Source organism: Actinoplanes philippinensis, assembly GCF_900113015.1.
In the GTDB taxonomy this organism is placed as follows: Bacteria; Actinomycetota; Actinomycetes; order Mycobacteriales; family Micromonosporaceae; genus Actinoplanes; species Actinoplanes philippinensis.
Genome location: NZ_FONV01000002.1, coordinates 295578 through 310959, shown reverse-complemented (window position 1 = coordinate 310959; position 15382 = coordinate 295578). Strand labels below are relative to the sequence as shown.

General features: G+C 70.4%; 11 protein-coding genes. All 11 read left to right on the top strand.

The genetic code is table 11. From position 1 onward, the window contains the following. Positions 1-46 precede the first annotated feature (46 nt). The 11 genes from rsgA to tpiA all read left to right on the top strand — a co-directional run bounded on the left by rsgA (position 47) and on the right by tpiA (position 15296). A complete protein-coding gene (gene rsgA, locus BM290_RS04975) occupies positions 47-1096 on the top strand; it encodes a ribosome small subunit-dependent GTPase A (protein WP_093610451.1) in 1050 nt (349 codons plus the stop codon). A gap of 172 nt (positions 1097-1268) precedes the next feature. Beyond that, entirely contained in the window at positions 1269-3083 is a 1815-nt protein-coding gene (locus BM290_RS04970; RefSeq protein ID WP_093610449.1) for a glycosyltransferase family 87 protein, read from the top strand. Between the two features lie 100 nt (positions 3084-3183). Continuing rightward, complete coding sequence (gene uvrA, locus BM290_RS04965) at positions 3184-6135, top strand: excinuclease ABC subunit UvrA (protein ID WP_093610447.1); 2952 nt, start codon at positions 3184-3186, stop codon at positions 6133-6135. 223 nt (positions 6136-6358) lie between these two features. Continuing rightward, positions 6359-6883, top strand: coding sequence for a Rieske (2Fe-2S) protein (locus BM290_RS04960; protein ID WP_093610445.1), 525 nt, complete (start codon positions 6359-6361; stop codon positions 6881-6883). 83 nt (positions 6884-6966) lie between these two features. After that, positions 6967-8946 carry an excinuclease ABC subunit UvrC gene (gene uvrC / locus BM290_RS04955; protein ID WP_093610443.1) on the top strand — a complete coding sequence of 660 codons (1980 nt, stop codon included), beginning with the start codon at positions 6967-6969 and terminating at the stop codon, positions 8944-8946. A gap of 77 nt (positions 8947-9023) precedes the next feature. Then, a complete protein-coding gene (gene rapZ, locus BM290_RS04950) occupies positions 9024-9926 on the top strand; it encodes an RNase adapter RapZ (protein WP_093611201.1) in 903 nt (300 codons plus the stop codon). Next, positions 9923-10939: a gluconeogenesis factor YvcK family protein gene (locus tag BM290_RS04945; RefSeq protein WP_093610441.1), complete on the top strand. Its 1017-nt coding sequence runs from the start codon at positions 9923-9925 to the stop codon at positions 10937-10939. Before rapZ ends, BM290_RS04945 begins: the two co-directional genes overlap by 4 nt. A 58-nt stretch (positions 10940-10997) precedes the next feature. Continuing rightward, positions 10998-11978, top strand: coding sequence for a DNA-binding protein WhiA (gene whiA, locus BM290_RS04940; RefSeq protein WP_093610439.1), 981 nt, complete (start codon positions 10998-11000; stop codon positions 11976-11978). 320 nt (positions 11979-12298) lie between these two features. Beyond that, on the top strand, positions 12299-13300 hold the full coding sequence (gene gap, locus BM290_RS04935) for a type I glyceraldehyde-3-phosphate dehydrogenase (protein ID WP_093610437.1): 1002 nt from the start codon (positions 12299-12301) through the stop codon (positions 13298-13300). An 8-nt stretch (positions 13301-13308) separates the two neighbouring features. Further along, complete coding sequence (locus BM290_RS04930; protein WP_093610435.1) at positions 13309-14505, top strand: phosphoglycerate kinase; 1197 nt, start codon at positions 13309-13311, stop codon at positions 14503-14505. Further along, the gene (tpiA, locus tag BM290_RS04925; protein WP_093610433.1) at positions 14505-15296 is read left to right on the top strand and encodes a triose-phosphate isomerase; all 792 of its coding nucleotides are present in this window, start codon (positions 14505-14507) and stop codon (positions 15294-15296) included. The genes BM290_RS04930 and tpiA overlap by 1 nt, the downstream gene beginning before the upstream one ends. The last annotated feature ends 86 nt before the right edge of the window (positions 15297-15382 follow it).

The window sequence follows — 15382 nt, the reverse complement described above, 5'->3', positions numbered from 1 at the left end:
CCCTTCACCCGGGGGCTCCGCCCTCTCGAGACCGTAAAGGGTTCCCATGTCGTACCACCTGTCCCAGCTGGGCTGGGACGAGCACTTCGCATCCCTGTATCACCGTTTCGACCGGGCCGACGCCACCCCGGGCCGGGTCCTGCGGACCGACCGTGGTGTCTGCACCGTGCTCACCACCGACGGCGTGACCAGGGCCACCCTGGGCGGCTCCGTCATGATCGATGTCGCCCGCGACCCCGCGCTGATGCCCTGTTCGGGTGACTGGGTGGTGCTGCGGCGGTGGCCGGATCGCCGTACCACTCTGGAGCTGGTCCTGCCCCGGCGGACCACGCTGATCCGGCGCACCGCCGACAAGGACGCGTCGGGCCAGGTGCTCGCCGCCAACATGAACACCGTCGCCGTCGTCGAGCCGATCCATCCCGAGCCGGACGACGCCCGGGTGGAGCGGCTGCTCGCCCTGGCCTGGGAGTCCGGCGCCGATCCGCTGCTCGTCCTCACCAAGACCGACACCACCCGAGATCCGGCCGCGATCGCCCGGCAGGTCGCCGCGCTCGCGCCGGGCGTGCCGGTGCTGCCGGTCAGCGTCCAGCGCGGCGCCGGCCTCGCCGAGCTGCGCGAGCACGTCGGGCCCGGGCGCACGCTGGCACTGCTGGGCCGGTCCGGCGCGGGCAAGTCGACGCTGGCGAACGCGCTGGCCGGCGCCACCGTCATGCCGGTGCAGGCGATCCGGGACGCCGACGGCAAGGGCCGGCACACCACGGCGTACCGCAATCTGGTCGTCCTGCCGGACGGCGGCGCGGTGATCGACACGCCGGGCATCCGGGGAGTGGGCCTGCTGGACACCGAAGGCGGCCTGGAGCGTGCCTTCGCCGACGTCATCGACCTGGCCGGCAGCTGCCGTTTCGACGACTGCCGGCACGACACCGAGCCGGGGTGCGCGGTGCAGGCCGCTCTCGCCGACGGTTCGCTCCCGCCGCGCCGCCTGGCCAGCTGGCGCAAACTCCGCCGCGAGGTCGAGGTGGAGAGCGGCCGCCGATCCGCGAGGCTGTCCCGTTCCCGCCGCATCCCCGCGCCGCCGAGTTCCCGTCTCCTGTAAACCCCTTTGTGGTACGGCCACGCGGGGTCCCGCGGCTGTCCGGGCGCGGGTGGCTGCCTGCTCCCGGCGGCCGGGCGGCCGCCGGGCTGCTGCGTGGTTCCCGGTACGGCTCTCACCGGTGTCCCGACCGCGCTGGGACACCGGCATCGGGGACGTGCGGCGTTCTGGCAGAATGCGGCCGGTGCGTGCGGCGGATGAGATGACCGATAAGCAGGCGGCCGAGGTCGCGGGGGACGCGGAGGAGGCGACTCCCGAGACTCCGGAGAAGCCCCGGGTCCGGTGGCGGTGGGCCGAGACCGGGCTGATGCTGGGGTTCCTGGCCCTGGGCGTGCTGGTGATGATCAAGCTGTGGATCGACCCGAACGGCCGGGTGCTCCAGGGCAACGACTCCGACCACGGCATCTTCCTGTTCATGCTGGCGCACGCCGAGCGGGTGGTGTTCGACGGCGGGCCGCTCTTCTACGAGAACCGGTTCAACGTCCCGTTCGGCGTGAACATGATGGCCAACACGTCCATCCTCGCCCTGGCCCTGCCGCTGGCGCCGATCACGCACTTCCTCGGCGGCGGCGTGACGGTCGTGCTGCTGATGACGCTCGGCCTGGCCGGCACCGCGGCGGCGTGGTATTGGGTGCTCTCCCGCCCGCTCGGCCGGACCCGGGTGGCCGCCGCGATCGGCGCCGCCTTCGCCGGTTTCGGGCCGGCCATGGTGTCGCACGCGAACGGCCACGTGAACTTCGTCAACAACTACGTGCTGCCGTTCATCGTGTGGCAGGTGCTGCGGCTGCGGGAGCCCGGCCGGGCGTGGCGCAGCGGCGTGATCCTCGGCCTGCTGATCGTCGTGCAGATCTTCATCAACGAGGAGGCGCTGCTCTTCGCGGCGCTGACGCTGGGCGTCTTCGCGGTCAGCTACGCGCTGATGGAGCGGGCCGAGACGAAGCGGGTGTGGAAGCGGTTCGTCGGCGGGCTCGCGGTGGCGGCGCTCACCTCGGGGGCGCTGGCCGCCTACCCGTTGTGGCGCCAGTTCTTCGGCAAGGGCACCTACCACGGGCAGCCGTTCGACCCGACCACCTACGTCATGGACGTGGCGTCGCTCGGGGCGTACGCGCGGAACTCGCTGTTCGGCATCGGCGCGATCACCCGCCGGCTGAGCGTGAGCGCCACCGAGGACAACACGTTCTGGGGCCCGTTCGGCCTCGTGATGATCATCGTGTCGATCGTGATCCTGTGGCGTAACTCGGCGATGCGGGCCACCGCGATCGCCGGCATGGTGCTGCTGGTCATGTCGCTCGGGCCCAAGATGCAGATCGCCGGGTTCCGGACCGACGTCCCGCTGCCGTTCGCGCTGATCAAGCACGTCCCGGTGATCGACCTGGTCAGTGTGAGCCGGTTCGCGATGGTGCCGTCGATGGTCGCCGGGATCCTGCTGGCGTTCGCCTACGACCGGGTCCGGGAGTCCCCGGAGAAGACCCGCCGCCGGTTCAAGATCGGGCTGGTGCTGGCCCTGGTGCCGCTGATCCCGCGGCCGCTGCCGGTGTTCGAGGGCACGCCGATGCCCGAGTTCATCACCGCGGGCATCTACAAGCAGTACGTGCCGGAGGGCCGCACCCTGATCACCGTCCCGATGCCGGAGGTGACGACCGGCCGGACCGGGCAGCGCTGGGCCACCCTCAACAACCTCGACTACGCGACGCCGCGCGGCTACTTCATGGGCCCGAAGGAGCCGCCGAAGGACGACACCGGATCGTGGTCCGCGCCACAGCGGTACACGTCGTGGATGTTCCGCAACGTCGGCCGTACGGGTGAGGTTCCGAAGATCACTCCTTGGCGCCGGGAGCAGGTCGCGGCCGACATGGCGTACTGGAAGGCCGCTGTCCTGGTGCTGGTGCCGGACGAGAAGCACAGCGCGGCGCTGCGAACCCTGCTGGTCGAGCTGTTCGGTCAGCCGGAGCTGGTGGGCGGTGTCGAGATCTGGAGGGTTAACTCGTAGGAGTGAGCAGGCCGGTGCGGGAAATTGTCGTACCCCGTAGCTAGAGTGTCTGCTCGACTCATACACCTGTACGGGTGCGATCCCGATCGAAGGGCTGGCCGTGGCCGACCGACTGACAATCCGTGGCGCTCGCGAGCACAACCTGCGTGACGTCAACCTCGACCTGCCCCGGGACGCCATGATCGTCTTCACCGGTCTCTCCGGGTCGGGCAAGTCCAGCCTCGCCTTCGACACGATCTTCGCCGAGGGGCAGCGGCGCTACGTCGAGTCCCTCTCGTCGTATGCGCGGCAGTTCCTCGGCCAGATGGACAAGCCGGACGTCGACTTCATCGAGGGCCTGTCCCCGGCGGTGTCGATCGACCAGAAGTCGACGAACCGCAACCCGCGGTCGACCGTCGGCACCATCACCGAGGTGTATGACTACCTGCGTCTCCTCTTCGCCCGGACCGGCATCCCGCACTGCCCGGTGTGCAAGGAGCGGATCAGCAAGCAGACGCCGCAGCAGATCGTCGACCGGGTGCTCGCGATGGACGAGGGCACCCGGTTCATGGTGCTCGCCCCGGTGGTCCGCGGCCGCAAGGGGGAGTATGTCGATCTCTTCGCCGAGCTGCAGGCCAAGGGCTACGCGCGGGCCCGGGTCAACGGGGTGGTGCACCCGCTCACCGAGCCGCCGAAGCTGAAGAAGCAGGAGAAGCACACCATCGAGGTGGTGATCGACCGGCTCAGCGTCAAGGCGTCGTCGAAACAGCGCCTCACCGACTCGGTCGAGGCCGCGCTCGGGCTGGCCGGCGGCATCGTCCTGCTCGACTTCGTGGACCTGCCGGAGGGCGACCCGGAGCGCGAGCGCCGCTTCTCCGAGCACCTGGCCTGCCCCAACGACCACCCGCTCGCCATCGAGGACCTGGAGCCCCGGGTCTTCTCCTTCAACGCGCCGTACGGCGCGTGCCCCGAGTGCTCCGGCCTCGGGACGAAGAAGGAGGTCGACCCGGAGCTGCTCGTCCCCGACGAGGAGAAGAGCCTGCGCGAGGGCGCGATCCAGCCGTGGGCCGGCGGCACCACCCAGGAGTATTTCCTGCGCCTGCTGGAGGCGCTGGCGAGCGCCGAGGGCTTCACCCTGGACACGCCGTGGCGGGCGCTGCCCAGCCGGGCGCAGAAGACCATCCTGTATGGCGCCGACGACCAGGTCCACGTGCGGTATCGGAACAAGTACGGGCGGGAGCGGTCCTACTACACCGGCTTCGAGGGCGTGGTGCAGTGGATCGAGCGGCGGCACAACGACACCGAGAGCGACTGGTCGCGCGAGAAGTACGAGGGGTACATGCGCGACGTGCCCTGCTCGGTCTGCGGCGGCGCCCGGCTCAAGCCCGAGGTGCTGGCCGTGACCGTGGCCGGGAAGAACATCGCCGAGGTCTGCAACCTGTCCGTCGGCGAGTGCGCCGAGCTGCTGGCCGGCATCGAGCTCGACGATCGGCAGAAGATGATCGCCGAGCGGGTGCTCAAGGAGATCAACGCCCGGCTGCGGTTCCTGGTCGACGTCGGCCTCGACTATCTGTCGCTGGACCGGGGCGCCGGCACCCTCTCCGGTGGCGAGGCGCAGCGCATCCGGCTGGCCACCCAGATCGGCTCCGGCTTGGTCGGCGTGCTCTACGTGCTGGACGAGCCGTCGATCGGCCTGCACCAGCGCGACAACCACCGGCTGATCGAGACCCTGGTGCGGCTGCGCAACCTGGGCAACACGCTGATCGTGGTGGAGCACGACGAGGACACCATCCGGACGGCCGACTGGATCGTCGACATCGGCCCGGGCGCCGGCGAGCACGGCGGTCACATCGTGCACAGCGGGACGGTCGAGGGGCTGCTGGCCAACGAGCAGTCGCCGACCGGGGCGTACCTGTCCGGCCGCAAGTCGATCCCGGTGCCGGCCACCCGCCGCCCGCAGACCCCCGGCCGTGAGGTGGTGGTGCACGGCGCCCGCGAGCACAACCTGCGCAACCTGACCGTGCCGTTCCCGCTGGGCCAGTTCATCGCGGTCACCGGGGTCAGCGGCTCCGGCAAGTCGACGCTGGTCAACGACATCCTGCACACCGTGATGGCGAACCAGATCAACGGCGCGCGGCAGGTGCCCGGCCGGCACACCCGGGTGACCGGGCTGGAGCACGTGGACAAGGTCGTCGGGGTGGACCAGTCGCCGATCGGGCGTACCCCGCGGTCCAACCCGGCCACCTACACCGGTGTCTTCGACCACATCCGCAAGCTGTTCGCCGAGACGACCGAGGCCAAGGTCCGGGGGTACGGTCCGGGCCGGTTCTCGTTCAACGTCAAGGGCGGCCGCTGCGAGAACTGTTCGGGCGACGGCACCATCAAGATCGAGATGAACTTCCTGCCGGACGTCTACGTCCCGTGCGAGGTGTGCAAGGGCGCCCGGTACAACCGGGAGACCCTGGAGGTGCACTACAAGGGCAAGACCATCTCGGAGATCCTGAACATGCCGATCGAGGAGGCCGCCGAGTTCTTCTCGGCCCTGCCGTCGATCCACCGGCACCTGCGCACCCTGGTCGAGGTCGGCCTGGGTTACGTGCGGCTGGGCCAGCCCGCCACGACCCTGTCCGGCGGTGAGGCGCAGCGTGTGAAGCTCGCCTCCGAGCTGCAGAAACGCTCCACCGGGCGGACCGTCTACGTCCTCGACGAGCCGACCACCGGCCTGCACTTCGAGGACATCCGCAAGCTGCTGCTGGTGCTCAACGGCCTGGTCGACAAGGGCAACACGGTGATCACCATCGAGCACAACCTCGACGTGATCAAGTCGGCGGACTGGCTGATCGACATGGGCCCGGAGGGCGGCAGCAAGGGCGGCCTGGTGCTGGCGGCCGGGCGGCCCGAGGAGCTGGCCGAGGTGGCGGAGAGCCACACCGGGCAGTTCCTGCGGCACATGCTCGGCCTCTCCGGCGAGCCGGGCGGGGCGAAGGACGCGGTCGGGCGGGCCGCGAAGGCGAACGGCGCCACCACCTCGCGGCCCCGGGCCACCCGGTCCCGGGCGAAGGCGAGCGCCTGATTTAGAAAGTTCTTAGACGACTCTCAGCAAGGGCACCCGGTTGATCTTCTAAGGTCGCCGGGTGCCCCGCCGTTCGGCTCACTCCGGCAAAAGGGTCGGCCGAACGCGGAGGAAGCGGGAGAATCTCCGCTTGGCACGTTGAACTGATCGTGGACCCCGATCCGTATTCCGGGGCGACTCCGCGTGACATTGGCGGCAGAAGACAGGTAGTGGAGGGCGACAAATGACTGACGTGCAGCCGAGGACCGACGCCGAGATCCAGCAGGACCGTACGGGCACCGCCTCGACACGACGCGTCGTTCTGATGGGCGCCGGCGGCATCGGCGTGGCCGCGGCGCTGGCGGCCTGCGGCACGGACTCCAGCGGCACCAACCCGAACGGCACCGACTTCAACAACAACCCGGTCCCGGCGGGCAGCGAGGGCACCACGACCGGCGGCACCGGCACGGGCAACGGCGCGGCCGGCGGCACGGTCCTGGTCGCCGCGTCGAAGGTGGCCGTGGGCAACGGTGTGATCCTCGACGACCTGGTGGTCACGCAGCCCGCCGAGGGCACCTTCAAGGCGTTCAGCAACGTCTGCACCCACCAGCAGTGCAAGGTGACCGAGATCAAGGACGGCTCGATCATCTGCAAGTGCCACAACAGCCAGTTCTCCATCGAGGACGGCGCGCCCACCTCGGGGCCGGCCAAGACGCCGCTCGCCGCGACCGAGGTCAAGCTCGAGGGCGACGACATCGTCACCGCCTGACCAACCGCAGGCCCGGGCCGTGGCGGCGGCACCGGGCCTCCGGCCGGGCAATTCTGTCAGTCCCACCAACTAGTGTGGGGGATGTGCCAGACCCGTCCACCTATCGTCCGGCTCCCGGTACCATCCCCGATGCCCCGGGCGTCTACCGCTTCCGTGACCCGGCCGGCCGGGTGATCTATGTCGGCAAGGCGAAAAGCCTGCGTAACCGGCTCAATTCGTATTTCGCCGACGTCTGGTCGCTGCACGCGCGCACCCAGCAGATGGTCACCACCGCCGCCAGTGTCGACTGGGTCACCGTCGGCACCGAGGTCGAGGCGCTGCAGCTGGAGTTCTCCTGGATCAAGGAGTTCGACCCGCGCTTCAACGTGAAGTATCGCGATGACAAGTCGTATCCGTTCCTCGCCGTCACCCTCGACGAGGAGTTCCCCCGCCTGCAGGTGATGCGCGGCGCCAAGCGCAAGGGCGTCCGCTATTTCGGCCCGTATTCGCACGCCTGGGCGATCCGCGAGACCCTCGACCTGCTGCTGCGGGTCTTCCCCGCCCGCACGTGCTCGGCCGGCGTCTTCAAGCGGGCCCACCAGATCGGCCGGCCCTGCCTGCTCGGCGACATCGGCAAGTGCTCGGCCCCGTGTGTCGGCCGGGTCAGCGCCGACGAGCACCGGGCGATCGTCGACGACTTCTGCGACTTCATGGCCGGCCGCACCGACCTGTTCCTCAAGCGGGTCGAGCGGGAGATGCTGCAGGCCTCCGAGGAGCTGGAGTTCGAGCGCGCGGCGCGGCTGCGGGACGACCTGATGGCCCTGCGCCGCGCTCTGGAGAAGCAGACCGTCGTGCTCGGCGACGGCACCGACGCCGACATCGTGGCCTTCGCGGAGGACCCGCTGGAGGCCGCCGTCCAGGTGTTCCACGTGCGCGGCGGCCGGGTCCGCGGCCAGCGCGGCTGGGTGGTGGAGAAGGTGGAGGACCTGACCACCGGCGACCTGGTCCACCACTTCTGCACACAGATGTATGGCGAGGAGCACGGCGAGAACGACGTGCCCCGCGAGCTGCTGGTCCCGGCCCTGCCCGACGACACCGAGGCGCTCGCCGACTGGCTCTCCGAGCACCGCGGCAGCCGGGTCAGCCTGCGCGTCCCGCAGCGTGGCGACAAGAAATCGCTGATGGAGACGGTGGCGCGCAACGCGGCCGAGGTGCTCCAGCGGCACAAGCTGCGCCGGGCCGGTGACCTCACGACCCGTAACAAGGCACTCGAGGAGATCGCCGAGGCGCTCGGCATGGAGGGTGTGCCGCTGCGCATCGAGTGCTTCGACGTGTCGCAGATCCAGGGCACCGACGTGGTCGCCTCGATGGTGGTCTTCGAGGACGGGCTGGAGCGCAAGAGCGAGTATCGGCGTTTCATCGTCCGCGGCAACCCGGACGGCAGCGGCATGGACGACCTGTCCGCGATGAGCGAGGTGATGCGGCGGCGGTTCGCCCGGTTCAAGGCCCTGTCACGGCCGGACGAGAGCGGGGCGGAGAGCGGGGCGGAGGCGGAGCCCGGGGCCGAGACTCCGGGGGAGCTGCCCGGCATCGATCCGCTGACCGGCAAGGCGCGGCGTTTCGCGTACCCTCCGCAGCTGATCGTGGTCGACGGTGGCCAGCCCCAGGTGAACGCGGTGGCCGCGGTCCTGGCCGAGATGGGCGTCACCGATGTGGCGCTGTGCGGCCTGGCCAAGCGGCTGGAGGAAGTGTGGCTGCCGGCCGACGACTTCCCGGTCATCCTGCCGCGCACCTCGGAGGCGCTCTACCTGCTGCAGCGGGTGCGTGACGAGGCTCACCGGTTCGCCATCACCTTCCACCGGCAGCGCCGGTCCAAGCGGATGACCGAGTCCGCGCTGGACGAGGTGGCCGGTCTGGGCGAGGTCCGCCGCAAGGCCCTGCTGCGTCATTTCGGGTCGCTGAAACGGGTGGCCGCCGCGACACCGGAGGAGATCGCCGCGGTTCCCGGCATCGGGCTGAAGACGGCGGAATCCGTGCTGGCCGCGCTGCGTTCACCCGAGACGGGGAAGACTGCGGGGCGCTGACCTCCCGGCGGCCTACCATGTTGTGTCCGCCGAATCAGCGCGGGCGTGATGACGCAGGAGGCGTGGTGACCGAAGCGATGCCGGATCTCGGGCCCGACGAGGTGCTGGAGCCCGACGAGGCGGGGACCGATCTGGTGGTGGTGACCGGTCTGTCCGGCGGTGGCCGCAGCACGGTGGCGCGGGCGCTGGAAAATGTCGGCTTCTACGTGGTGGACAACCTGCCCCAGGCCCTGATGCTGGAGATGGCCGAGCTGGCCTTCGCGGCCGGGGGCGCCGCTCGGCGTACGGCCATGGTGCTCGATGTGCGCAGCCGGGCCTTCTCCACCGACCTGGCCGGCGCGGTGCGCGCGCTGAAGGAGCGTGGCTTCTCGCCGCGCGTGGTGTTCGTGGACGCCGACGACGAGGTGCTGATCCGGCGTTTCGAGTCGGTGCGGCGCTCGCACCCGCTGCAGGGCGACGGGCGGCTGGCCGACGGCATCGCCGCCGAGCGCAAACTCCTCGCGGAGGCCCGTGAGCAGTCCGATGTGATCATCGACACCAGTCACCTGAACGTGAATCAGCTGCGCCGCCGGGTCGAGGAGCTGTTCGGCGGGGAGGATTCGCGCCGTCTGCGGATCACCGTGCTCTCCTTCGGCTTCAAGTACGGCCTGCCGCCCGACGCCGACTACGTGCTGGACGCGCGGTTCCTGCCCAACCCGTTCTGGGTGCCGGAGCTGCGCGAGCACACCGGCCTGGAGGAGGGCGTGAGCAGCTATGTCCTCGGCCAGGAGGGCGCCACCGACTTCGTCGCCACCTACGCCGGCCTGATCGCCGCCACCGCTCCCGGGTTCGAGCGGGAGGGCAAGCGCTATCTGACCGTGGCGATCGGCTGCACCGGCGGCAAGCACCGCAGCGTGGCGATCGCGGAGGAGCTCACCTCGCGGCTGTCCGGCATGCGCCTGTCCGCGCACACCTCGCACCGTGACCTGGGGCGCGAGTGACGGCGATCCGGGTGGTCGCCTTCGGCGGCGGACACGGGCTGGGCGCGTCGCTGCGCGCCCTGCGGCACAGCGCGCGCGACCTCGACCTGGAGATCACCGCGATCGTCACGGTCGGTGACGACGGCGGATCCAGCGGCCGGCTGCGGGTCGAGCGGGACGCGCTGCTGCCCCCGGGCGACCTGCGGCAGGCGCTCGCGGCGCTGGCCGACGACCATCCCACCCACCGGCTCACCGCACGCCTCATGCAGCACCGGTTCGCCGCCATGTCGATGGCGGTGCCGACGCCCGCCGAGGGCCGTGGCCCCCGGATCGAGCGGCGCGCCGACCGCAGCGAGGACACCCTGGCCGGGCACGCGGTCGGCAACCTGCTGCTGCTCGGGCTGATCGAGATGCTCGGCGACCCGGTGGCCGCGCTGGACCACGCCGCCGAGATGGTCGGCGCGCGCGGCCGGGTGCTGCCGATGGCCCGGCACGCGGTCGGCATCGAGGCCGACGTGGTGGCGGCCGACGGCAGCCACGTGACCATCGCCGGCCAGCACTCGGTGGCGGTCGCCGACGGCCGGGTGACGTCGCTGCGGCTGGTGCCCCGGGACCCGCCGGTGTGCCCCGAGGTGATCGACGCGGTCCGTGCCGCCGACTGGCTGATCTTCGGGCCCGGCAGCTGGTATACGAGCGTCCTCCCGCACCTGCTGGTCCCCGCGCTGGCCGCGGCGATCGTGGCGAGCCCGGCGCGCCGGCTGGTCACCCTCAACCTGAGCCCGGACCGGGAGACGGCGGGGCTGTCCACCGCTGATCATCTGGCGGCGCTCCACTGGTACCTTCCACAGCTCCGGGTCGACACGGTTCTCGCCGACGCGAAGTGGGTGGGCGAGCCCGAGCCGGTCCGGGCGGCCGCTCACGATCTGGGCGCGGATCTCGTTCTGGTGCCCGTGGCCGTTGCGGACGGGAGCCCACGGCATGATCCTGAGTCATTGGGCGCGGCCCTGGTGCCAGTATTGGGCGCCACTCGTTGATTACAGACGTAGTGCGGACACACACCGTTCAAGATCCGGCGCATGAGGTGACAACACGATGGCGATGACGGCAGCGGTCAAGGACGAGCTGAGCCGGGTCGACGTGCCCAAGCCCTGTTGCCGCCGGGCGGAGATGGCGGCGCTGCTGCGTTTCGCCGGAGGGCTGCACATCGTCTCCGGCCGGGTGGTCGTCGAGGCCGAGCTGGACACCGGCGCGGTGGCCCGGCGGCTGCGGCGGGAGATCGCCGACGTCTACGGCTACCCCAGCGAGGTGCACGTGCTGGCCTCCGGCGGCCTGCGCAAGGGCAGCCACTACATCGTCCGGATCGTCAAGGACGGCGAGGTGCTGGCCCGCCAGACCGGCCTGCTCGACGTGCGCGGCCGTCCGGTCCGGGGCCTGCCCCAGCACGTGGTGAGCGGCAACGTGTGCTGCTCGGTGGCGGCGTGGCGGGGCGCCTTCATGGCGCACGGCTCGCTCACCGAGCCGGGCCGCTCCAGCGCCCTGGAGATCACCTGCCCGGGGCCGGAGGCGGCGCTGGCGCTGCGCGGCGCGGCGCGGCGGATCGGCATCACCGCGAAGGACCGCGAGGTGCGCGGCGTCGACCGGGTGGTGATCAAGGACGGCGACGCGATCGCCGCGCTGCTCACCCGGGTCGGCGCGCATTCCAGCGTCCTGGCCTGGGAGGAGCGGAGGGTACGCCGTGAGGTGCGCGCCACCGCGAACCGGCTGGCCAACTTCGACGACGCGAACCTGCGGCGCTCGGCCCGCGCGGCGGTCGCGGCCGCGGCCCGGGTCACCCGCGCGCTGGAGATCCTCTCCGAGGACGCGCCGAACCATCTGACGTCGGCCGGCCGCCTGCGCCTGGAGCATCGTCAGGCCTCGCTGGAGGAGCTGGGCGCCCTGGCCGACCCGCCGCTGACCAAGGACGCGATCGCCGGCCGGATCCGGCGGCTGCTGGCGCTGGCCGACAAGCGGGCCCGTGATCTCGGGATCCCGGACACCGAGGCCGCCGTGACCCCGGAGATGATGGCCTGCTGACAAGTGATGCCGGTCACCCCGATCGAGGGACCTTTGGTCCTTATCGGCCGGGGCCAGGGGGACGAGGCTGAAGACGTCAACCGGTAACGCCGCCGTGATCCTTTAGGTAACGTTCAGGTCGCGCCCCGCCGCTTCGTGGGCGTACGGCCTCGGATAGTGTCACGGGTGACGGCGACGGTGCCGGCAGTCCGGTCGAGCCCCCCGTCATCGCAATTCTGGGCGCGGCGGCCGGACGCCTTGTGTCGGCCGTCCCTAACGGTCGGCATGCAGACCCCTCCGCCGGTCGCAGAATCCGGCGGACCGAAACGAGGAGACCACCTGTGACCATCCGGGTTGGCATCAACGGCTTCGGCCGTATCGGTCGTAACTTCTTCCGGGCGGTTCTCGCCTCCGGCGCCGACATCGAGATCGTCGGCGTGAACGACCTGACCGACAACGCCACGCTGGCTCACCTGCTGAAGTACGACAGCATCCTGGGCCGCCTGGGCCACGAGGTGAAGGCGTCCGCCGACGAGATCAGCGTCGGTGGCAAGTCGTTCAAGGCGTTCGCCGAGCGCGACCCGAACAACCTGCCCTGGGGCGACCTGGGCGCCGACGTCGTCATCGAGTCGACCGGCTTCTTCACCGACGCCACCAAGGCCAAGGCCCACGTGGACAAGGGCGCCAAGAAGGTCATCATCTCGGCTCCGGCCAAGAACGAGGACATCACGATCGTGATGGGTGTGAACGACGGCCTGTACGACGCCGCCAAGCACACCGTCATCTCGAACGCGTCGTGCACCACCAACTGCCTCGCCCCGATGGCGAAGGTCCTGAACGACACGATCGGGATCGAAAAGGGTCTGATGACCACGATCCACGCCTACACCCAGGACCAGAACCTCCAGGACGGCCCGCACAGCGACCTCCGTCGCGCCCGCGCCGCCGCGCTGAACATCGTCCCCACCTCGACCGGCGCCGCCAAGGCCGTCAGCCTGGTGCTGCCGGAGCTCAAGGGCAAGCTGGACGGCTTCGCGCTGCGGGTGCCGATCCCCACCGGCTCGGCCACCGACCTGACCTTCACCGCCGCCCGTGACACCACGGTCGAGGAGGTCAACGCCGCGATCAAGGCCGCCGCCGAGGGCCCGCTCAAGGGCATCCTGGTCTACACCGAGGACGCGATCGTGTCGGCCGACATCGTCACCGACCCGGCCTCCTGCATCTTCGACGCCGGCCTCACCAAGGTCATCGGCGGCAACCAGGTCAAGGTCGTCGGCTGGTACGACAACGAGTGGGGCTACTCGAACCGTCTCGTCGACCTGGTCAAGCTCGTCGGGGCCTGATCTTCACCATGAAGACTCTCGACGACCTGCTCGGCGAGGGTGTCTCGGGTCGGCGCGTGTTCGTGCGCGCCGACCTGAACGTCCCGTTCGACAAAGCCAACCCGGGCGTCATCAGCGACGACGGCCGCGCCCGCGCGGTCCTGCCGACGCTGATCGCCCTGCGTGACGCGGGCGCCCGCGTGATCGTGGCGTCCCACCTGGGCCGCCCGAAGGGCGCGCCGGACCCCAAGTTCACTCTGGCCCCGGTGGCGACCCGTCTCGGCGAGCTGCTCGGCTCGTCGGTGGTCTTCGCTTCCGACACCGTCGGCGACGACGCCCGGGCCAAGGTCGAGGCGCTCGCCGACGGCCAGGTCCTCCTGCTGGAGAACCTGCGCTTCAACGCCGGCGAGACCTCGAAGGACGACGCCGAGCGTGGCGCCTTCGCGGACCAGCTGGCCGCGTTCGCCGACTTCTACGTCGACGACGCGTTCGGCGCGGTGCACCGCAAGCACGCCTCGGTGTTCGACGTGCCGGCCCGCCTGCCGCACTACGCCGGTGGTCTCGTCCTCAAGGAGGTCGAGGTCCTCAAGAAGGTGTCGGAGAGCCCGGAGCAGCCCTACGTCGTCGTGCTCGGCGGCTCGAAGGTCTCCGACAAGCTCGCCGTCATCCAGGCGCTGCTGCCCAAGGTGGACAAGCTGCTCGTCGGTGGCGGCATGTGCTTCACCTTCCTCAAGGCCCAGGGCCACGAGGTCGGCAAGTCGCTGCTCGAGGACGAGATGGTCGCGGTCTGCGCCGACCTGCTGGAGCAGGCGCAGGGCCGGATCGTCCTGCCCGTCGACGTGGTGGCCGCCGCCGAGTTCTCGGCCGACGCCGCTCACGACGTCGTCGACGCCTCGGGCATCCCGGCCGACCGGCTGGGCCTCGACATCGGCCCGAAGTCCACGGAGCTGTTCGCGTCGGCGATCGCCGGTGCGAAGACCGTCTTCTGGAACGGGCCGATGGGCGTGTTCGAGCTGGCGCCGTTCGCCGCGGGCACCCGTGGCGTGGCCGAGGCGATCACCAAGATCGACGGCTTCTCGGTCGTCGGCGGTGGCGACTCCGCGGCCGCGGTGCGCACGCTCGGCCTCGACGAGTCGGCGTTCGGCCACATCTCCACCGGTGGGGGCGCGTCCCTGGAGTACCTCGAAGGCAAGACGCTGCCGGGCGTCGCCGCTCTGGAGAAGTGATGGGTGACGTGACCCGCAAGCCGATCATCGCCGGCAACTGGAAGAGCAACCTCAACCACTACGAGGCCAATCTCCTGGTGCAGAAACTGGCCGCCAGCCTGACCGCCGAGCAGCTGGCCGCGGTCGAGACCGTGGTGCTGCCCCCGTTCACCGACCTGCGCACCGTGCAGACCGCGATCGAGGGCGACAAGCTGGCGATCGTCTACGGCGCTCAGGACATCTCGCAGCACAACGGCGGGGCGTACACGGGTGAGATCGCCGGGGCCTTCCTGGCGAAGCTCGGCGCCACCTACGTGGTGGTCGGGCACTCCGAGCGCCGCGAGTACCACAACGAGTCCGACGAGCTGATCAACGCCAAGAACAAGGCGGCGTTCGCGGCCGGTCTCGTGCCGATCTTCTGCGTCGGCGAGGGCCTGGAGATCCGTGAGGCCGGCAACCAGGTCGAGCACGTGCTCGCCCAGGTGGACGCCGGTCTCGAGGGGCTCAAGACCGAGCAGCTCAAGCAGATCGTCATCGCGTACGAGCCGGTCTGGGCGATCGGCACCGGCAAGACCGCGACGCCGGAGGACGCCCAGGAGGTCTGTGGCGCGATCCGGGCCCGGCTGCTGGAGAAGTTCGGCGCCGAGGTGGCCGACGTGGTCCGCATCCAGTACGGCGGATCGGTCAAGTCGGGCAACATCGCGCAGATCATGGCCAAGCCCGACGTGGACGGCGCCCTGGTCGGCGGCGCCAGCCTGGACGCCGAGGAGTTCGCCTCCATCGTGCGTTTCCCGGAGCACGTCGCACGCTGACAGTAATTGGCGCGTGCCCGGTCGTATCTTGCGGCCGGGCACCCGCTATTGTGGGACGGCTGTTGCCCTTCGAGAGGAATGAACCC

What these genes read in the sequence shown, in the direction of transcription:
- rsgA (WP_093610451.1), top strand. Translation starts at nt 47, where the DNA reads ATGTCGTACCACCTGTCCCAGCTGGGCTGGGACGAGCACTTCGCATCC.
- BM290_RS04970 (WP_093610449.1), top strand. Translation starts at nt 1,269, where the DNA reads ATGCGGCCGGTGCGTGCGGCGGATGAGATGACCGATAAGCAGGCGGCC.
- BM290_RS04960 (WP_093610445.1), top strand. Translation starts at nt 6,359, where the DNA reads ATGACTGACGTGCAGCCGAGGACCGACGCCGAGATCCAGCAGGACCGT.
- rapZ (WP_093611201.1), top strand. Translation starts at nt 9,024, where the DNA reads ATGCCGGATCTCGGGCCCGACGAGGTGCTGGAGCCCGACGAGGCGGGG.
- whiA (WP_093610439.1), top strand. Translation starts at nt 10,998, where the DNA reads ATGGCGATGACGGCAGCGGTCAAGGACGAGCTGAGCCGGGTCGACGTG.
- BM290_RS04930 (WP_093610435.1), top strand. Translation starts at nt 13,309, where the DNA reads ATGAAGACTCTCGACGACCTGCTCGGCGAGGGTGTCTCGGGTCGGCGC.
- tpiA (WP_093610433.1), top strand. Translation starts at nt 14,505, where the DNA reads ATGGGTGACGTGACCCGCAAGCCGATCATCGCCGGCAACTGGAAGAGC.